The organism is Derxia gummosa DSM 723 (assembly GCF_000482785.1).
GTDB classification, from domain to species: Bacteria; Pseudomonadota; Gammaproteobacteria; order Burkholderiales; family Burkholderiaceae_E; genus Derxia; species Derxia gummosa.
In genome coordinates this window covers 361,248-380,564 of the sequence record NZ_AXWS01000013.1, presented here as the reverse complement: position 1 = coordinate 380,564, position 19,317 = coordinate 361,248, and the positions used below count along the sequence as shown (strand labels likewise).

Genomic DNA, 19,317 nt, shown 5'->3' with positions numbered 1-19,317 from the left:
CGAAAGTCATCACGTCGCTGGCCGGCCGCCTGCCGCTTCAGGTGCCGCCGATCGGCAGCGCCGTGCGATCGACGACGCGGCGCAGCACGAAGCTCGAATGCACGCCGGTCACGCCAGGAATGCGGGTGATCTTGTCGAGCAGCAGCGCCTGATAGGCGTCCATGTCCTCGACCACGATCTTGAGCTGGTAGTCGGACTGCTGTCCGGTGATGAGCAGGCATTCGAGCACCTGGGGCAGGGTGGCGATGCTCGCCTCGAAGGTCGCGAAGCGCTCGGGCGTGTGCTGGTCCATCGAGATGCCGATGAGCGCGACCAGCGTCAGGCCGAGCTTGCGGGCATCGAGCAGCGCCCGATAGCCCGCGATCACGCCCGCATCCTCCAGCGCCTTGAGGCGCCGCAAGCAGGCCGACGGCGACAGGCCGATGCGCTCGGCGAGATCCTGGTTGCTGATGCGGCCCTCGGCCTGGAGGACGGCGAGCAGGCGGCGATCGTGGCGGTCGAGTTCCATCGGTTCTGACGCGGGAAAGTCGTGATCGGCGAATGATGCGAAACAACCGCCAATAAACGCAAGAAAATTGCGTGATTGGCCCATTAATACGCCAAGAAAGCAATAAATCTCCGCCCCGTGCGCACGAAGATGTTGCTCCACGACGAACAACACCACGCCAAGGAGCGAAGCATGCTGAAGAACCCGTCCGCCAAGTACCGAGCCTTCCCGCCGGTGCCGCTCGCCGATCGCCAATGGCCGTCGCGCACGATCGAGCGCGCCCCGCTGTGGCTCAGCACCGACCTGCGCGACGGCAACCAGGCGCTGTTCGAGCCGATGAACGCCGAGCGCAAGTCGCGCATGTTCGACTGCCTGGTCGGCATCGGCTTCAAGGAGATCGAGGTCGGTTTTCCGTCGGCATCGCAGACCGACTTCGATTTCGTGCGAGGCCTCGTCGATGACGGCCGGATTCCCGATGACGTCACGATCGGCGTGCTGACCCAGGCGCGCGAGCATCTGATCCGGCGCAGCTTCGAGGCCGTGCGCGGCGCGCGGCGCGTGATCATGCACATCTACAACGCGATCAGCCCGACCTTCCGCGAAGTCGTCTTCAACATGAGTCGTGCCGAGGTGAAAGCCCTTGCAGTCGAATCGGTGCGGCTGATCCGCGAGATCGCGGCGACGATGCCCGAGACCGAGGTCATCCTCGAATACAGCCCCGAGACCTTCACCGCCGCCGAGCTCGATTTCTCGAAGGAAGTCTGCGACGCGGTGACCGAGGCCTGGGGCGCGACGCCCGAGCGCAAGGTCATCCTCAACCTGCCGGCCACGGTCGAGGTGGCGACGCCCAACGTGTATGCCGACCAGATCGAATGGATGCACCGCAACCTCGCGCGCCGCGATTGCGTCGTGCTGAGCCTGCATCCGCACAATGATCGCGGCACCGGCGTGGCGGCGGCCGAACTCGCGCTCATGGCCGGCGCCGAGCGCGTCGAGGGCTGCCTGTTCGGCAACGGCGAGCGCACCGGCAATGTCGATCTCGTGACGCTGGCGCTGAACCTGTACACGCAAGGCATCTCTCCGAACCTCGACTTCTCCGACATCAACGCGGTCGCGCGGCTGGTCGAGCATTGCACCCAGCTGCCGGTGCATCCTCGTCATCCGTATGCGGGCGACCTCGTGTTCACCGCGTTTTCGGGTTCGCATCAGGACGCGATCAAGAAGGGCTTTGCCGCGCGCCGGCCCGACGAGCGCTGGGCCATTCCCTATCTGCCGATCGACCCGGCCGACGTGGGCCGCAGCTACGACTCGGTCATCCGCGTCAACAGCCAGTCGGGCAAGGGCGGCGTCGCCTATCTGCTCGAAGCCGAATACGGCGTGGTTATGCCGCGCCGCTTGCAGGTCGAGTTCTCGGGCGTGGTGCAGAAGCATGCCGACGCGATGGGTGGCGAGGTGAGCGCGGCCGAACTGTGGAAGCTGTTTCGCGCGACCTACATCGACATCGACGCGCCGATGCGGCTGCGCGAGCAGCATCTGAGCGAGACCGCGCGCGGCCAGGCGGTGCGGCTCGCGGTGGACATCGACGGCGCGCCCCATCTGCTCGCGGGCGAGGGCAACGGCCCGATCGACGCGGCAGTACATGCCTTGCGCGCCATCGGCATCGAAGCCCAGGTGCGCAGCTTCGAGGAACGGGCGCTGGCGCCGAGCGTGGAGGGTGGGGACGCGCGCGCCTGCGCCTTCATCGAGCTGGCGATCGGTGGGCGCGAGGTGTTCGGCGTGGGCATCGACGCGAGCATCGTGACGGCGTCGCTCAAGGCGATCACCAGCGCGGTCAACCTGAGCGGCGCGGCGGTCGGCGCGGGCCGGCGCGAGCAGATCAGCGCCTGAGGCGAGCGTGAACAGGCGCGGCGCCCGCACGACCGGCGCAGCGCGGGAACGGGGCAGGGCCCGCCTTGCCCCGGCCGGTCGAGCAGGCGGGCCTGGGAGGGCGCCAAGCCACGGGCGGGTCGTCCGGCAAGGGCTCGCAGCCGGTCGGCGGTGGTGCGCTGGCGCCAAGGACAAGCGGGCTCCGGGGTCCGGTCGCGGTTAACCTAGGATCGGCGCGCCGCAGGGGGAGCAAAGGCGCGCTTGCCGGCTCGGGACGTGCGGCCCTGGCCGGCCAGTCCGACCCTGGAGTCCCAATGACAATCACAACCGCCACCGGAGCTGCGCGGCCCGCGCCGAAGGCCCGCCGGCACCATCTGCTGGCCGCGCTGGTCTGGGCCGTGTTCGTCGCGGCGCTGGCGCTGCTGGCGGGCCGGATCCGGCTGAACGCGTACTACGAAAGTCTCTCGACCGAGTCGGGCGAACGCGCGATCGGCGCGGTGCGCAGCGTCGAGACCAGCTTCCGCCAGTGGTCGGCGCTCGCGGTCATGCTCTCGCACCAGTCCCAGGTCACCGACTATGCGCGGCGCGGCCTCGGCGGCCCGCCCTGCGTCAGGCGCGATGCAGCCGGCCGCGAACAATTGCGCGCCACGTTCGTGGCCCGGCCCGAGGTAAGGGCGATCTCGGCCTGGCTCGATTCGCTGCGCGCCGACTTCCCGGTGCAGCAGGCGACCATCACCGACGGCTGCGGCGTCTCGACGGCGCACAGCGGGCTTGCCACCGGCGTGATCGACACCATCGGCCGGGATCTGTCGGCGCGCCCCGCGATCTCGGCCGCCCTCGCGGACGGACGCGGCTACATGTACTCGGTCGGCACCCAGAGCGGTCGACGCGGCTTCAGCTTCGGCGCGCGCATCGGGCCGGCGGACAGGCCCCAGGGCGTGCTGCTCATCAAGTTCGAGCCCGAGGCGTTCGAGCATCTGTTCGCCGAGGGCACGGGCGACGTGGTCGTGATGACCGATGCCGATGGCGTGATCCTGTCATCCAACCGTGCGGGGCTGGAGCTGCGGCGCCTGCCCTTCATCGAGCCGGCGGCCGGCGCCGACGCGCGCATGCGCGCCAGCTTCCGCGACCTGCCCGCGCCGCTCGACTGGCAGCCGCTCGCGCTCCCGTCGGCCGCGATCGAGGGCGGCGTCAGCATCGACGACCGGCGCCATCTGCTGCGTTCGTCCAAGGTGCCGGGCTATCCCTATCGGGTCTGGGTACTGCGTCCGCTGGATGATGAGACCTCGCTGATGCTGGGCAGCTTCAATTTCGCGCTGCTGCTGGTCGTGCTCGGCTGGGGCGCGCTGGCCATCTCCTGGCGCGCCCATGAACGCGAGCATGTGGTGGGCGAGACGCGGCGCGAACTGCTCGACATGATCGGCGCGTTGCCGCTCACGCTGTTCCGCTACCGCGTCGGGCCCGAAGGCGAGCGCCGCTTCCTCTTTCTCGGCGGGCGCGAGCGACCCTTCGGCGACAGCATCGCCGCCGAGGGCGAGGCTGCCGCCGAGCCTTGGCGGCGCATGGGCCTCGATCCCGACGCGCCGCCCGTCGAACCCGTGCTGCGTCCGGTCGCGGGCGAGGGCGGGCAGCGCTGGATCGCCACCCACAGCCATGCGCGCACCGAATCCGACGGCCACAGCCGCACCTACGACGGCTACTGGCTTGACGAGACCGAGCGCCACGCGGCCGTGCTGCGCTTCGAATCGGCTTTCGCCAATGCGCCGATCGGCTTCGTCTTCTTCGATCCGGAGGAGGGCATCCGGCGCTGCAATCCGGCCGCGGTGCGGCTGTTCGGCGCGACCTCCGACCGCCAGCTCATCGGCCTCAAGCCCTGGGAGCCGCCACTGTCGCCGCCGGTCCAGCCCGACGGCCGGGCCAGCGCGACCGACGCGCCGGCCGACTTCTTCGCGGCGCTGGAGCGCGACGGCATCGCCGGCCCGCGCGACTGGACGCACGAGCGGCTCGACGGCGGCCCCTCGGGCATCCTGAGCGTGACCGCGCTGCGCTTGGCCGACAGCGGCCCGGGCCGTTTCTTCTCGATCATGGAAGACGTGTCGGCGCGGCGGCAGTCCGAGCAGGCGCTGCAGGCCGCCAGCCAGGCCGCGCTCGACGCGACCCGCGCCAAGAGCGCCTTCCTCGCCAACATGAGCCACGAGATCCGCACGCCGATGAACGCCATCATCGGCATGACCCAGCTCGCGCTCATCCGCGATCCCGAGGCGCGCAACCGCGACCAGATCGAGAAGGCGCACCGTGCCGCGCTCGACCTGCTGCAACTGCTCGACGACGTGCTCGACATGTCGAAGATCGAGGCCGGCCGCATGGAGCTGGAGCACATCGAGTTCGATCCCGAGCGCGTGCTGGCCGACGCGCTCGACCTGCTCGCGGTCACGGCCGAGCGCAAGGGGCTGGAGCTGCTGGCCGACCTCGACGGCTCGCTGCCCGCCGGCCTCGTCGGCGATCCGATGCGGCTGCGCCAGGTGATCGTCAATCTCGGCGGCAACGCGATCAAGTTCACCGAGCGCGGCAGCGTCACGATCGGCCTCACGGCGGCGCCCGCGCCCGGTGGTGGCGTGCTGTTGAGCGGCTGGGTGCGCGACACCGGCATCGGCATCGCGCCGCCGGCGATGACGCGGCTGTTCGAGCCCTTCTCCCAGGCCGACGGCTCGACCACGCGGCGCTTCGGCGGCAGCGGTCTGGGCCTGAGCATCTGCCGCGAGATCGTCCAGCACATGCACGGGCGCATCTGGGCCGAGAGCCGGCCGGGCGAGGGCAGCACCTTCCATTTCCACGTCCGGCTCGCGCTCGGCGCGGGCGCGTCCCGGCCCAACCGCTGGCACGAGATGCGCGGCGCACGGCTGCTGCTGGTGGACGACTCGGCCGACGCACGCGAGGTGATCGGCGCGATGGCCGAGGGCCTCGGCCTGGCGGTGGACCGCGCCGCCGACGGCATCTCGGCGCTGGCGCTGGCCTCGGCGGTGCGCGAGTGCTGGGACTGGCTGCTGATCGACTGGCGCATGCCCGGCATCGACGGCATCGAGACCGCGCGCCAGCTCGGCGAGCTGCTCGCGGCGCGCTTCGCGGGGCGGGTGCCCAAGCTGCTGCTCGTGACGGCGTCGGACCGGGTCGAGGCGCTGCGCGCCGCCGCCGGCAGCAGCGTGACCGAGGTGCTGGCCAAGCCGGTCACGCCGTCGTCGCTGCATGACTGCCTGCTGCGCACACGGCTCGCGCCCGAGGTACGCGCAACGGCCACGCCCAACGGTGCCCGCGCGGACATGGCTGCGACTGCCGACGCGTCAGCCCGACCCGCGCCCGCCGCCGACGGCGCGGACCCGGCCGGCGGCGCCGTCTTGCAAGGGCTTGCAGACCCGCCGGCGGCGGTGCCGGTCACGCCGGAAGCCGATGCGCTGCGCGGCCTGCGCGTACTCGTCGTCGATGACAACCCGGTCAACCTGGAGGTCGCGCGCGAGCTGCTGCGGCATGCGGGCGTGGAGGTGACGGCGCTCGACAGCGGTACCGCCGCGCTGGCCCGTCTCGATGCCGATGCCGCCGCCTTCGACTGCGTGCTGCTCGACGTGCAGATGCCCGGCATGGACGGCCATGCCGTCGTGCGCGCGATCCGCGAGCGGCCGGCACTCGCCGGGCTGCCCGTCATCGCGATGACCGCCGACGTGCTCGCCGAGGACCGCGCTCGCGCCTTCGACGCCGGCATGGACGATCACCTCGGCAAGCCGCTCGACGTGGTGCGGCTCTATGCCACGCTCGGCCGCTGGGCGCGCCGGCGGCGCCAGGGGCGCTGGGTGACACCGGCGCGGCGTTGACGGGCGGCGCCGTGCTGATGGCCGGACCGGCGCCGCTGATCGGCGCGGCTCCCGTAACTCATCACGTCTGCGGCCTGGCCTCAGCCGCCCGGCTGTTCGTGATGGCCGGCTTCGCCGCGCTTCCAGTAGGCCGCGACCTTGAGCGCGTCCGGTGCGAGGCCCAGTTCGTCGACGAGCAGGGCGCGCAGCCGCTTCATCGTCGCGGCCTCGCCGGCGCACCAGGCGAAGCCGTCGCCGTCGGGCAGGCGCAGCGCGCGCACGCGGTCGAGCAGCGCGTCGGCATCGTCGGCCCAGAAGGTCTCGATGGCCGCCTCACCCGCGAGGGCGACACGGTCGGCCGACGCCAGCTCGGCCACGACGATCACGCGCGCGCCGGCCGGCAGTTCCTCGACACGGCGGCGGATCGCCGGCAGCGACGAGGCATCGCCGACGAGCAGATGCCAGTCGTGATCGGCCGGGATGATCATCGAGCCGCGCGGCCCCGCGATGGTGGCGACGGCGCCCGGCGCGGCACTGCGCGCCCAGTTGCTTGCCGGGCCGTCATCGTGCAGAGCGAAGTCGATCGTCAGCTCGCGCCGCGCGGCGTCGAAGTGGCGCGGCGTGTAGTCGCGCTTCGCGTCGCAGCCGGGACAGAAGAACTTCACATGGTCGTCGAACGACAGCGACACGAAGTCGGCCAGCGCGTCGCCGCCGAAGGTGATGCTGGCGAAGCCGGGCGTCGGCCGCGCGACGCGCACGACGGTCAGCTCGCGCAGCCGGAGTTCGTGGCGCACGCGCTCGATGCGGCGCCCGGACGTGGAATCGGTCATCGCGCCCTCCGCGCAGATGATTGATAATGTCATCCAATATCGCGAAAGATAGTTGAGGTTGTCAACCATGAGCCGCCTTCCGGCAGACGATCCGCTCGAACTCGTGCATGCGGTCATGCACGCCTACCGCTCGCGTCAGTACCGGGTGCTGCGCGACGGCGCGCACGACATCACGCACATGGAAAGCAAGGCGCTCGGCTTCTTCGCGCGCCACCCGGGCGCGACCCAGACCGACCTGGTCGCGCATTCGGGCCGCGACAAGGGCCAGACCGCGCGGCTCGTTGCCGGCCTGCGCGAGCGCGGCCTGCTCGCGGCCGAGCCCGATGCGGCCGACCGGCGCAGCCTGCGCCTGAGCCTCACGGCCGACGGCGAGGCGGTGCAGGCGCTGCTCGCGGCCCAGGCGCGCAAGCTGTCGAAGGCCGCGGTCGGCGGCTTCTCGAAGGACGAGCGCGACCAGGTCGCGGCGCTGCTGCGCCGCATGCTCGCCAACCTCGACGGCGCCTGAGCGCGGTCGTCTCCTCTTCCCTTCCTTCCGTGAAGACCGTCCGCATGAGCAACAGCCCATCCGCTTCCTCCGCCTTCAAGCCCGTTGGCGAACCCGTCACCGCATCCTGGCTGCGCATCGGCGGCTTCGACGCCTATTGCGCGCTGCCGCCGGCCGGACGCGGCCCCGGCCTGCTGCTCCTGCAGGAGATCTTCGGCGTCAACGCGCACATCCGCCGCGTCGCCGAGCAGTACGCGCTGGCCGGCTTCACCGTGTTGGCGCCCGACCTGTTCTGGCGCCAGGCGCCGCGCGTCGAGCTGGGTTACGTGGGCGAGGAGCGCGACCGCGCGCTCGCGCTCATGAAGGCGCTCGCGCATGACGACGCCGTCGCCGACATGGGCGCGGCCGTCGCGGCGCTGCGCGCGTTGCCGGCCTGCAATGGCCGCGTGGCCGCGCTCGGCTACTGCATGGGCGGGCGGCTCGCCTACGCGGCGGCGACGCAATGCGGCGTGGACCGCGCCGTCGCCTACTACGGCGGCGGCATCGCCACGCGGCTCGACCTCGCGCCCGCCATCGGCGTGCCGGTGCTGTTCCATCACGCCGGCCACGACGAGAGCATCCCGCCCGAGGCCGTGGCCGCCGTGCGCGCCGCGATGGCCGCGTCGCCGGCCGCCGCGCTCGCCGAATTCCACGACTATCCCGACGCGAAGCACGGCTTCAACTGCTGGGCCCGCGCCGCCTACGAACCCGCCAGCGCCGCGCTCGCCCACGCGCGCAGCCTCGCGTTCCTCGCGCCCCTGTTCGCATGAACATCCCCGAATCCGACCGCAAGCCCGACAGTGCCGAAGACCTGCGCGTCACCCTCGCCAGCGGCGAAGCCATCAGCGGCTATGGCGGCAACGACACCCTCACCGGCCTGGGCGGCAGCGACACGCTTGAAGGCGGCGCCGGCAGCGACTCGATCGTCGGCGGCGCCGGCAACGACTACCTGTTCGGCTACGCCTCGCCCTATCTCACGGTGCACTGGGCCGGCGCCTTCACCGATGCCACGCGCGACCAGGGCCGCTTCGGCGACACGCTGCTCGGCGGCGCGGGCGACGACGAACTCTGGGGCACGGTCGGCGCCGACAGCCTCGACGGCGGCGACGGCAACGACCGCATCCGCAGCGGCGGCGGCAGCGACACCGTGTACGGCGGCGCCGGCAACGACATCATCGCGAGCGACGGCGGCGCCGATGAACTGCACGGCGACGCCGGCGACGACAGCATCACCGCCGGTGCCGGCACCAGCTACATCTCGGGCGGCGAGGGTAACGACCGGATCAACGCCCGCGCCGCCGCGAACTGGCTCTTCCTCTACGGCGACGGCGGCAACGACTCGATCAGCGGCAGCGACTTCGCCGACGTCATCTCCACCGGCAGCGGCAAGGACACGGTCGATGCCGGCGACGGCAGCGACCAGATCACCATCGACATCGGCTCCAGCGCCCTCGTGTACTGCGGTGCCGGCAACGACTGGGTGCTCAATTTCTCGGGCTTCGCCAACACCATCGACGGCGGTGCCGGCGACGACCAGCTCGGCGGCGGCCTCTGGCGCGACACGATCCGCGGCGGCACCGGCAACGACTCGATCTACGGCGGCGACGCGCCCGACTCGCTCTCGGGCGGCGACGGCGACGACACGCTTGCCGGCGGCCTCGGCCATGACACGCTCGACGGCGGTGCCGGCAACGACGTGCTGATCGGCGCGCTCGACAACGGCGACGACAGCCTCGGCGACAGCCTCGTCGGCGGCAGCGGCAACGACGCGATCACCGCCGGCAACGGCCGCGACACGCTCTCGGGCGACGACGGCAACGACACCCTCACCGCCGGCAACGGCAACGACCTGCTGATCGGCGGCGCCGGCTACGACCGGCTCTACGGCAACGGCGGCGCCGACACGCTCCGGGGCGGCAGCTCGCGCGACCTGCTCAACGGCAGCACCGGCAACGACCTCATCATCGGCGGCACGGGCGCCGACGCGCTCTACGGCGGCAGCGGCGCCGACGTGTTCCGCTTCGACAGCCTCGCCGACCTCGGCACCGGCCCCGCGAGCGGCGCGCGCGACGTGATCTACGACTTCGTGCGCGGCAGCGACAAGCTCGACCTCGGCGGCATCTCCAGCCTCTTGCTCGGCGGCGGCACCAGCTACGACGCCACCTCGCGCTCGTTCGCGCTGCTCGCCTCGGCGCCCACCGGCGGCAACACCACCAACCACGCCTGGTTCAGCGACGGCGTGCTCTACCTCAGCACCGACAGCGACATCGCCGCCGAGTACGCGCTCGAACTGCGCGGCGTCACCGCGCTCGACATGAGCGACTTCCTCGGCGCGACGCGCACCGACACCGGCGACCGGGCGAGCTACCTGCTCGGCACCGCCTTCAACGACAGCCTCGACGGCGGCGCCGGCAACGACACCCTCGTCGGCGCGGCCGGCGCCGACACGCTCACCGGCGGCAGCGGCGCCGACCAGTTCCGCTACTACCAGCTCGCCGACCTGGGCGACGGCCTCGCGGCCGGGCATCACGATGTCATCACCGACTTCACGCGCGGCATCGACAAGCTCGACCTCGACTTCCTGCCTGCCGACACGCGCTTCCTCGGCACCGCCGCCTTCAGCGGCGATTCGACCAACGCCGTGCGCTACGACGTGCACGACGGCAGCCTCTTCCTCTATCTCAGCACCGACGCCGACACCGCCGCCGAGCATGTGATCGAGTTCGTCGGCCTGACGGCCATCGACGCGAACGACCTGTTCTGAGCCGGCGCGCCGGCCGCCACGCACCAACGTGGCGGCCGGCTCAATCCAGCAGCAGCCGGTAGCCCTCGCCGGCGCAGCCCGTCAGCGTGACGACGGCATCGAGCCTGTCGGTGGTCACGGGTTCGGTCGTGATCCCGTCGATGATCGCGTGGATCGAATACACCTCGCCGGTGCTGACCGCGCCCGTGTCGGGCGTCAGCCGGATGGCGGGCTGGCGCGGCCATGGCCCGGATACCGGTCGGGTATCCGGCGCCACGCCGCTGAGCCGCGCGATCACCTGCTCGCCCCTGCGGACGACGAATTGCGCGAGATGGGCGGTGCGGTTGACGAAAGTGGACATGGCGGGCCGGGGTAGGACGAATCCAGCCAAGGGTATGCGGCGGTGTGGGCGCCAACGCCTGTCCGCGGCGGGCCGTAACCGTTACCGTTGGCGATGCGAGCCGGCGCCCGTCGGTGGCGGCTCGGCCGCTTGGCGCGTGCCCATCGCGCCCGCCGCTCGGCCGCCGTTCTGCTGCCGCCGGCTCGCATGGCGCATGACCACCGCGGCGGCGCGCTCAAGGAGGCCGGGCGTGCTCGGTGCAATCGCCGATGGACGCGTGAATCCTATTTCGGGCCGGCATCGACGCTCCTAGCATCCGTGCATTCTTTCGCCGCCGGGGCGGCCGGGTACCGGCAGCCGGCTGCACGGAGTGCGTTATGGCCATCGTCTCGTCTCCCAACGAACCGCCGCAGGGCGATCCGGCACCCGCGGCGGATCGGCAGCCCGCTTCCGACACTGCCGAGGCCGACTCGGCGGCGCTGCGTTTCCTGCGCTGGATTCCCTGGGTGCTGCTCGTCCTGCTGCTGGCACTCGTGGCGCTGGTGGGGGGCGTGACGACGGAGAAAGCTCCCTGGCCGATCGCGCGGTTCGTGGTCTTCACGCTGTTGTTGGCCGGCATGGCCCTTTGGTTCATGGTCTGCTTCACCGGACCCGCGACGGAAGGGCGCGAGCACCATTCCTTCGTGTTCGCCTATGGCTTCACCTTCGGCGCATTCGCGTTGCTGATACTGCCGTTCATCGCAGACACCGACGCCATCGTCCGCTACAACGGCACGACGCCGGCCGTGTGGCCGCGCGCGGGCGCGATCCAGCTGGTACGCGGCTGCGTCGTGGTCGATGACGGCAATGTCGGCGCGATCTCCTCGGTGGCGCGCTGCCCCGAGTACAAGACTCCGTCAACGAAGGGTGCCGACGGCGACAGGACCTGGCAGGGACGCGAGGTCGATCGCGAATACGGCTGGCTGGTGGCGATCGGCGGGACTACGCAGCGGCGTCTGGTGCCCGAATTCAAGGATTGCGACTCGGCGGCACCGCCCTGCGCCAAGCTGGCACAAGGCGTGACCGACGCCAACGATCGCGCGCACCGCGAGTACGCCGAGATCCACGGCGGCCTCGCTGTTCCGCTGTTCGTCGTCGTGCTCGCCTACATCGGCGGTGCGGTCAGCCTGTCGCGCCGCATTCCCGAGTACCAGCGCCGTTCCGACGTCGGCTACGTGAAGGACAAGCTGAGGGTCAACGAGCCGCCGATGCTGGAGTTCGAGACGCGCGAGAGCGTGGTCTTCCAGATCATGCAGCTCGTGTCGGCGCCTTTCCTGGCGCTCGCTTCCTGGTACATCGTGACGCCCGCCACGCTGGCATCGGGGGCCGTGCTCGCCTTCGGGACCGGCTTCTTCTCCGAGCCGATCCTGCTGATGATCCGGGGCCTCGTCGAAGGCATCCGCCCCGCCGCGACGCGCACCGCGGTGCAGGGTGCCGCCGCCAAGCCGGTGACCGGGCAGACGCCGCAGGACGACGGGCACGCCGATGCCGGCAATGCCGACGGCAAGGCGCCGATCAGGCTCGACGACGCGTCGCCGCCCGCGGGTTGAGACGCGGCCGGGCCACGAAGCTGCCGCCGATCACGCGGTCCGGTGCGCCATCGAGCCTGTTCATCCTCAGTATCCGGCCGCCTGCAGCGCCACCACCGTCGCCACCGACCCCGCGAACAGCGCGAGCGCGAAGCGCCGGTTCCAGTGATGCGCGATCGTGCGCGCGCCCACGCCGCACTGCCGGCCGCTCAGCAGCGACATCGCGCTGATCGGCGACACGCTCACCGCCGTGGCCCAGCCGAGCGTGAGCGCGAGGCCGAGCGCATACGGATGCGCCTGCCCGACCGGGCTCGCGCCGAACAGCTGGGCGATCAGGATGATGAGGATCGTGTGCGGGATGAACAGCGCGCCCGCGAGCGGCACGATCGTCAGGCAGGCGAGCAGCACCGCGAGCGCGGGCACCTCGGCGCCCTGGATCGCCTGCCACGCCGGCAGCGCGCGCACCCACAGCGACACCGCCGCGCCGATCACGCTCGCCGACAGGAAGATCGCGCTCTCGGCGCGCATGTCGGCGATGCCGTGCAGGAGGCCGCGCGCGTGCTCGGCCGGCGTCGCGCCGCGCAGGATCGCGCGCTCGATCCCGAGCCAGGCCAGCGCGAACGCGGGCAGCACGAGGATGGTCGAGGCGATGAAGCTCCAGCGCAGCCATTGATGCACGCCGATCGCGCCCGCCAGCAGCAGCGCGGCGGCGGCGAGCACGAGCGCGAGCTCGACATGCCCGCCCGGGGCGGCGTCGGGCCGGGCGGCGCCGGAGGGCGTGAAAGCGCTTGCAGCGCGGGTGTCGGCGCGCGTGTCGCGGCCGTCTGCGACGAGGCCGGCAGTGTCCGCCGTCGGGTCGGCATCGCTCGCAGCCGCCGCCCGCCCTGCCGCGCCCGCGATCGTCAGCGCCATCAGCGTCATCGATACGCCGAAGGCCAGCGCGATGAAGCCGACCGGATCGAGCGCCGGAATGGCCGTCGTGACGATGGCCACGCCCAGCCCCATCGGCGACCAGATCGTCATGAGCACCGCGCCGCGCATGCTCGCGAGCACGAGGCGGTGGCAGTCGGCATCGCGCGGCAGGTGGGCGGCGCGGGCGTGCAGCAGGTCGCCGAGCAGCGGGATCACGCCCACGTTGAACAGCAGGCTCAGGAAATGGCAGCCCGCGTTCACGGCCGCGTAGCGCCGCCTCGGCGGAAAACCGAGCAGGCCGCGCGCGGCCTCGCGCACGGTGGGCGAGCGCCGGACCGGATAGCGCACCACGCCGAGGACCGCGAGCAGGCAGGAGAAGGCCACGCCCTGGCCGAGCGCGCGATCGACCTCGGCGCGCTGTTCTGGCATGCCGAGCGCGACGGCCGCGTAGGCCGCCACGCCACCGACGCAGAAGCGTTGCGCGAGCGGCGGCAGGTCGCGCAGGCGCAGCACGGTCGCCGCGAGCACGAGCCAGAGCGCGCTCGCGGCCAGCCCGTGGCCGGGCAGGAACTGCGCGAGCAGGAAGGCGAGGACGGCGCCGACGTGGGCGAGGGAGGAGAGGGTTTCGGTGGGCTGCTTCATGGTGGGGGCGATGGTGGCAGCCCGGCGCGGCGCGGGTGGCCGTTTGCGTGCGGGTGTCGCGCGGGGGGAACGCGCCGGTCTGTCGCCCTCAGCGCCCCGGCCGAGCAAACGCCGCCCGCGCCCGCTCCACCTCGGCCCGCGTGCGGCAGCCGTCGGAATGATCGTTGACCATGCCCATCGCCTGCATGAAGGCGTACATCGTCGTCGGCCCGACGAACTTCCAGCCGAGCTTGAGCAGCGCCTTCGACATCGCGATCGACTCGGCCGACTTGGCCATCACCTCGGGCGCGACGGACGGATCGCGCGCCGGCTCGAAGCGCCAGAACCATGCCGCGAGCGAGCCCTGCGCGGCCACCATCTCCTCGGCGCGGCGGGCGTTGTTGATGGTCGCCTCGATCTTGCCGCGATGCCGGACGATGCCCGCGTCGGCCAGCAGCCGGGCCACGTCGGCCTCGCCGTAGCGCGCCACCTTCGTGAAATCGAAGCCGTCGAAGGCGGCGCGGAAGTTGTCGCGCTTGACGAGGATGGTTCGCCAGCTCAGGCCCGACTGGAAGCCTTCGAGGCAGAGCTTCTCGAACAGGCGGCGGTCGTCGGCGACCGGAAAGCCCCATTCCTCGTCGTGGTAGCGAAGGTAGTCGGGCGTGGCGTGGCACCAGAAGCAGCGGTGTTCGCCATCGGGGCCGGGCAGGGTGGTCATGCGGCGGTTTCCTTTGAAGGGCGGCCCGGGCGGGCGCCTCGGGGCGGCGCGAAGCATGGCAGACACGCGCCGGCGGCAGGCTGGCGGATTGCGCTCGACGCCGCCGGCGGGCCGGCGGCCCGCGCCCCGGGTCCGCCGGCCATCGCGCGCCGGCCAACCTCATCGCCGCACGGACAACACCATGAACAGAACCCTCCGCGACTGGGCCACCCCGCTCACCATCGGCAGCTTCGCGCTGATGGCGGTGACGGGCGGGCTCATGTTTTTTCACCTCGACCGCGGCCTTCAGAAGCCGGTGCATGAATGGGCCGGCTGGCTCATGGCCGGCGCCGGCGTGCTGCACGGGGTCGTCAACTGGAGCGCGCTCAAGCGCTACCTGCGCCTGCCCCGGCCGGCCACGGTGATGGGCCTGTGCGTGCTCGCGCTGGGCGCGAGCTTCTTCGTCGGCGCCGACGGCGACCGGAAGGGCGGCGGTTCGCCGTCCGTGATCGCGATGCAAGCGATTGCAGGCGCGCCGATCGGCAGCGTCGCGCCGCTGTTCGGCAAGACCGGCGCCGAGGCGCGCGCCGCGCTGGCGGCGGCCGACATCTCCCTGCCCGATGACGATGCGACCCTCGCCAGCGCGATCGGCGCCGAGCGCGACCGGCTCGGCAAGGCCTTGCGCGCGCTGTCGGCGCGGCCGTGACGGGCCGGGGCGCATGAACCGATGGCGGCGCCAGCGTCCGCCGCCGCGCCGCCCCCTGTCGCGCACCGATGGGTGCCGGCATTTGCCCGTGGCGAAGCGATTCGTGACGGGCTTTTTCTGCCTGTCGTAGGCTGCGCCTCCCGGCCGCCCGCGCGCGGCAGCAAGACGCCAGCCACCGCCATGATCCCCGCCGACAAGCAGCAGGAAATCCTCCGCCGCCTCGCCGCCGCCGAAGCCGAACACGACGTCCGCGTCCTGCTCGCCGTCGAATCGGGCAGCCGCGCCTGGGGCTTCGCCTCGCCCGACAGCGACTACGACGGCCGCTTCATCCACGCGAACCGGCCCGACTGGTACGCGGCCGTCACGCTGGAGGAGCAGCGCGACGTCATCGAGTACCCGATCGTCGATGACATGGACATCAACGGCTGGGACCTGCGCAAGGCGCTGCGGCTGTTCTGGAAATCGAACCCGGCCTTCGTCGAATGGCTCCAGTCGCCGATCACCTACGTAGAGCGCGGCAGCCTGCGCCGGCGCTGCCGCGAACTGCTGCCCGAGGTGTACTCGATCGAGCGCGGCGTGCATCACTACCGCAGCATGGCGAAGACGAACTTCCGCGAGCATCTCCTGCACGAGCGCGTGAGGCTCAAGAAGTACTTCTACGTCCTGCGCGCGCTGCTCTCGGTGCGCTGGCTGCTCGAACAGCGCCGGCCCGCGCCGATCGAGTTCGCCCGCCTGCTGCCGCTGATCGACGCCGAGCCGGGCCTGCGCGCCGCGATCGACGAGCTGCTCGACCGCAAGCGCGTCACGCCCGAGCTGGGCCTCGCGCCGCCGATTCCCGCGATCCAGCGCTTCATCGTCGCGGAACTCGACCGGCTGGAAAGGCTCGCGCTGCCCGTCACCGAGCGCGGCGAGGTCGGCGCGCTGCTCAACGAGCTGTTCCGCGCCACGCTGCGCGAGACCTGGGGCTGAGGCGGCGCGCCACATCGCCGGCCGTCTCACGCGGCGGGTGCCCGGCGCCACGCGCCGCCCGCTGCGGCGCAACAGTCTCCAGTCGTTGCAGGCTTGGCCGCGTCCCGCGCACGCGGCCTAGCGTCGGCCGGTCGTCCACCCGCGCAGGAGCCCGCCATGGCCCGCATCTCCCCCTTCCTCTGGTACGCCGAGGAGGCCGAACAGGCCGCCGCCTTCTACACCTCGCTGTTTCCGGACTCGGCCATCCGCCGCGTCACCAGCATGCCGATCGAGACGCCCGCCGGCCCGCCCGGCGCGGTGCGCGTGGTCGAGTTCACGCTGCTCGGCCGCGAATTCACCGCGATGACGGCCGGCCCGATGGACCCGTTCAACCACGCGATCAGCCTCGTCGTCACCTGCGACAGCCAGGAGGAGATCGACCGCTACTGGAACGCGCTGCTCGACGGCGGCAGCGCCGAGGAATGCGGCTGGCTGCGCGACCGCTGGGGCGTGTGCTGGCAGATCGTGCCCGCCGTGCTCGACGAGATGATCGCCAGTACCGATACCGAGGCCGCCGCGCGCGCCGCCACCGCGATGATGAGCATGGTCAAGCTCGACATCGCGGCCTTGCAGGCGGCGTTCGATGGTTGAATGCGGCCGCCCGCAACCCCCGCTTTCCCGCCGATGAAGCAATGCCTGATTCTTGTTGCCCTGACCCTGCCGATCTGGATCGCCGACCGGCTCGGCGCGCCGAAGTGGGGGCTGATGCTCGCCAGCCTGCCGTTCTTCCTCATGGCCGCCTCGATGGGCGACCCCGACGAGACGATGTTCGGCGAAGCGTCCGAGACCATCGGCGGCTGGCTGCTCGTGCTCGTCGGCATGGGCGGCGCGCTGGCCGGCTGGATCGGCTGGTCGCTGCGCGCGACGAGCAGCCTCTTCGGTCTGCTGTGGTGGATGCTGCCCGTCGGGCTGGTGGTGATCGCGCTCGGGGCGATCCGCATCTTTCGCGGCTAGCGGCGGGCGGGCGGTGGCCGTCCCGCCGCAGTCTCAGCGCCCGTCCTTCAGGTCGTGCGCGCGCTTCACGAGGTACTCGTGGATCAGCCGCATGTCCTCCGGCTTCAGCACCTCGGCGAAGGACGGCATGCCGCGCTGCATGCGCGCGCCCGCGACGATGCCGTTGAAGGCCTCGTGCTTCGCGGGCGTGAGATAGCGCAGGTCGGGCACGACGCCGCCGCTCACCGCGTTGATGCCGTGGCAGTTGGCGCACAGGCCGTTGAACATCCTGCGGCCGACGGTCAGCTCCTCGGCGCTGGCGCCGAGCGCGGGCGGCTCGGGCTGCTCGGCCGGCGCGTGCTTCGGCGCGGGCAGCGCGGCCTTGCCGTCGAGCCGGAAGGTCACGACGCGCGCCTCGGGCTTCACCTTCGCGGCGAGCGAGAGCGGCCCGGTGATGTTCGGGAACGAGCCGCCCCAGCCGACCATGAAGCTCACGTACTGCACGCCCTTCACGCTGTACGTGACCGGCCCGGCCATCGCGCCCGAGTTGACGGGTGCTTCCCAGAGCTTGCGGCCGGTGTCGGCGGCATAGGCGACGGCGCGCCCGTCGGCCGTGCCCTGGAACACGAGGTTGCCGGCGGTGGCCAGCGTGCCGCCGTTCCACGCGGTCGGATACTCGACCGTCCACGCGGCCTTCTGCTTCACCGGATCCCAGGCGAGCAGGCGGCCCTTCCAGGCGCCGGCAATCTGCTGCACGACCTTCGGGTCCTCGGGCAGGTCGGGCACGTCGAGGCCGATGTTGACGACCTTCTTCGTCGGCAGGAACAGAGGTTCCTTCTGCGCTTCGAGTCCGGCCATCGTCTCCTGCGCGGGCAGGTAGACGAGGCCGGTGCCAGGGTGGAAGGACATCGGCTGCCAGTTGTGGCCGCCGAGAAAGCTCGGCATCACGAGCTTGGCGCCTTCGCCGTCGAGATAGTTGGCCTTGCCGGTGAGCACCGGGCGGCCGGTGGCCTTGTCGATGCGCGAGGCCCAGTTGACGGGCACGAAGGGCTCGGCCGACAGCAGCTCGCCGGTCGCGCGGTCGAGCACGTAGAAGAAGCCGTTCTTCGGCGCCTGCATCAGCACCTGGCGCCTGCGGCCGTCGATGTCGAGATCGGCCAGCACGATCGATTGCGTGGCCGTGTAGTCGTACATGTCGGCCGGCGTGGTCTGGTAGTGCCAGACGTATTCGCCGGTGTCGGGGCGCAGCGCGACGATCGACGACAGGAAGAGGTTGTCGCCCTTGCCGTCGCTGCGGAAGTCGTAGTTGAACGGCGAGCCGTTGCCCACGCCGATGTAGAGCAGGTCGAGCTTCGGGTCGTAGGCCATCGAGTCCCACACCGTGCCGCCGCCGCCCCAGCGCAGCCAGCCCCGGCCCGACCAGGTCTTGCGCGCGATTTCCATGGCCTTGTCCTCGGGCGGCAGGTCGGGATCGCCGGGCACGGTGAAGAAGCGCCAGGCCTGCCGGCCGGTGGCGGCGTCGTAGGCGGTGACATAGCCGCGCACGCCGAACTCGGCGCCGCCGTTGCCGATCAGCACCTTGCCCTTCACCACGCGCGGCGCGCCGGTGATGGTGTAGCTGCGGTTGGGGTCGAGCCGGGTGTCGACCTGCCACAGCAGCCTGCCGTCGCGCGCGTCGAGCGCGACGAGGCGGCCGTCGTAGGCGCCGACGTACACCTTGCCCTCCCACACCGCGACGCCCCGGTTCACCACGCCGCAGCAGCCTTCGCCGCCCTTGTCGCGCGGTACCTCGGGGTCGTATTTCCAGAGCGGCCGGCCGGTGGCGGCGTCGAAGGCATAGACGATGCTGTACGGGCCGGTCGTGACCATCACGCCATCGACCACGATGGGCGTGGCCTCGACGCCCTGGTCCCAGTCGATCTTCTGCGTCCAGGCGACGCCGAGGCGCGCGACGTTGCCGGCGTTGATCGCCCTGAGCGGGCTGTAGCGCTGCTCGCCGTAGGTTCGGCCGTGGGCGAGCCAGTCGGCGCCGTCGGCGTCGGCGGCGGCGAGGCGGGCGGCGGTGACGTTGCCCGGCTTGAAAGCGCTTGCACGGCGGGCGTCGGCGGCCGGCGCGGCGGCGGGCCGCGCGGCGTCGGCGGGCGTGGCGCGGGCGGCGTCATCGGCCGCGAAGGCGCCGGGCGAGGCGGTGCCGGCCAGCGCGAGCGCGGCGGCGAGGAGGAGGGGTTTCATCGTTGTTGT

The 19,317-nt window shown here is 71.6% G+C and carries 16 protein-coding genes; 10 read left to right on the top strand and 6 right to left on the bottom strand.

The genetic code is table 11. From position 1 onward, the window contains the following. Positions 1 to 37: 37 nt before the first annotated feature. Positions 38 to 508 carry an Lrp/AsnC family transcriptional regulator gene (locus H566_RS0112355; protein ID WP_028311682.1) on the bottom strand — a complete coding sequence of 157 codons (471 nt, stop codon included), beginning with the start codon at positions 506 to 508 and terminating at the stop codon, positions 38 to 40. Positions 509 to 679: 171 nt separating this feature from the next. On the opposite strand from H566_RS0112355, the gene leuA reads away from it, so the two are divergent. Together leuA and H566_RS27480 are read left to right on the top strand one after the other, a co-directional pair. Further along, a complete protein-coding gene (gene leuA, locus H566_RS0112350; protein ID WP_028311681.1) occupies positions 680 to 2,374 on the top strand; it encodes a 2-isopropylmalate synthase in 1,695 nt (564 codons plus the stop codon). A 293-nt stretch (positions 2,375 to 2,667) separates the two neighbouring features. After that, positions 2,668 to 6,216 (top strand): response regulator, encoded by a 3,549-nt coding sequence (locus H566_RS27480; protein ID WP_051378695.1) that lies wholly within the window; start codon positions 2,668 to 2,670, stop codon positions 6,214 to 6,216. A gap of 80 nt (positions 6,217 to 6,296) precedes the next feature. Here H566_RS27480 and H566_RS0112340 read toward each other — a convergent pair whose 3' ends face one another. Then, the gene (locus H566_RS0112340; RefSeq protein WP_028311680.1) at positions 6,297 to 7,025 is read right to left on the bottom strand and encodes a siderophore-interacting protein; all 729 of its coding nucleotides are present in this window, start codon (positions 7,023 to 7,025) and stop codon (positions 6,297 to 6,299) included. 67 nt (positions 7,026 to 7,092) lie between these two features. On the opposite strand from H566_RS0112340, the gene H566_RS0112335 reads away from it, so the two are divergent. The 3 genes from H566_RS0112335 to H566_RS30375 are packed head-to-tail and all read left to right on the top strand — an operon-like array spanning position 7,093 to position 10,312. Continuing rightward, positions 7,093 to 7,530 (top strand): MarR family winged helix-turn-helix transcriptional regulator, encoded by a 438-nt coding sequence (locus H566_RS0112335; RefSeq protein ID WP_028311679.1) that lies wholly within the window; start codon positions 7,093 to 7,095, stop codon positions 7,528 to 7,530. Positions 7,531 to 7,574: 44 nt separating this feature from the next. Continuing rightward, entirely contained in the window at positions 7,575 to 8,318 is a 744-nt protein-coding gene (locus H566_RS0112330; RefSeq protein WP_084545035.1) for a dienelactone hydrolase family protein, read from the top strand. Next, on the top strand, positions 8,315 to 10,312 hold the full coding sequence (locus H566_RS30375) for a calcium-binding protein (protein WP_051378694.1): 1,998 nt from the start codon (positions 8,315 to 8,317) through the stop codon (positions 10,310 to 10,312). The genes H566_RS0112330 and H566_RS30375 overlap by 4 nt, the downstream gene beginning before the upstream one ends. A gap of 40 nt (positions 10,313 to 10,352) precedes the next feature. Here the strand turns inward: H566_RS30375 and H566_RS0112320 are convergent, their stop codons facing one another. After that, a complete protein-coding gene (locus H566_RS0112320) occupies positions 10,353 to 10,652 on the bottom strand; it encodes a hypothetical protein (RefSeq protein WP_028311677.1) in 300 nt (99 codons plus the stop codon). Between the two features lie 356 nt (positions 10,653 to 11,008). Here H566_RS0112320 and H566_RS0112315 point away from each other — a divergent pair, with 356 nt between their 5' ends. Further along, positions 11,009 to 12,220, top strand: a complete 1,212-nt coding sequence (locus tag H566_RS0112315; protein ID WP_028311676.1) for a hypothetical protein — start codon at positions 11,009 to 11,011, stop codon at positions 12,218 to 12,220. A 66-nt stretch (positions 12,221 to 12,286) separates the two neighbouring features. Here the strand turns inward: H566_RS0112315 and H566_RS0112310 are convergent, their stop codons facing one another. Then, positions 12,287 to 13,753: a hypothetical protein gene (locus H566_RS0112310; protein WP_028311675.1), complete on the bottom strand. Its 1,467-nt coding sequence runs from the start codon at positions 13,751 to 13,753 to the stop codon at positions 12,287 to 12,289. An 88-nt stretch (positions 13,754 to 13,841) separates the two neighbouring features. Then, the gene (locus tag H566_RS0112305; RefSeq protein WP_028311674.1) at positions 13,842 to 14,450 is read right to left on the bottom strand and encodes a DNA-3-methyladenine glycosylase I; all 609 of its coding nucleotides are present in this window, start codon (positions 14,448 to 14,450) and stop codon (positions 13,842 to 13,844) included. 181 nt (positions 14,451 to 14,631) lie between these two features. On the opposite strand from H566_RS0112305, the gene H566_RS24765 reads away from it, so the two are divergent. From H566_RS24765 to H566_RS0112285, 4 genes are all read left to right on the top strand, one after another. Further along, positions 14,632 to 15,135 carry a DUF4405 domain-containing protein gene (locus H566_RS24765; RefSeq protein ID WP_034411521.1) on the top strand — a complete coding sequence of 168 codons (504 nt, stop codon included), beginning with the start codon at positions 14,632 to 14,634 and terminating at the stop codon, positions 15,133 to 15,135. 180 nt (positions 15,136 to 15,315) lie between these two features. Beyond that, complete coding sequence (locus tag H566_RS0112295; protein WP_028311673.1) at positions 15,316 to 16,104, top strand: nucleotidyltransferase domain-containing protein; 789 nt, start codon at positions 15,316 to 15,318, stop codon at positions 16,102 to 16,104. A gap of 156 nt (positions 16,105 to 16,260) precedes the next feature. Then, positions 16,261 to 16,734: a VOC family protein gene (locus H566_RS0112290; RefSeq protein ID WP_028311672.1), complete on the top strand. Its 474-nt coding sequence runs from the start codon at positions 16,261 to 16,263 to the stop codon at positions 16,732 to 16,734. Between the two features lie 33 nt (positions 16,735 to 16,767). Further along, positions 16,768 to 17,097, top strand: a complete 330-nt coding sequence (locus tag H566_RS0112285) for a hypothetical protein (protein WP_028311671.1) — start codon at positions 16,768 to 16,770, stop codon at positions 17,095 to 17,097. A gap of 33 nt (positions 17,098 to 17,130) precedes the next feature. Here H566_RS0112285 and H566_RS24760 read toward each other — a convergent pair whose 3' ends face one another. Then, entirely contained in the window at positions 17,131 to 19,308 is a 2,178-nt protein-coding gene (locus H566_RS24760) for a PQQ-dependent dehydrogenase, methanol/ethanol family (RefSeq protein WP_034411520.1), read from the bottom strand. Positions 19,309 to 19,317: the final 9 nt, after the last annotated feature.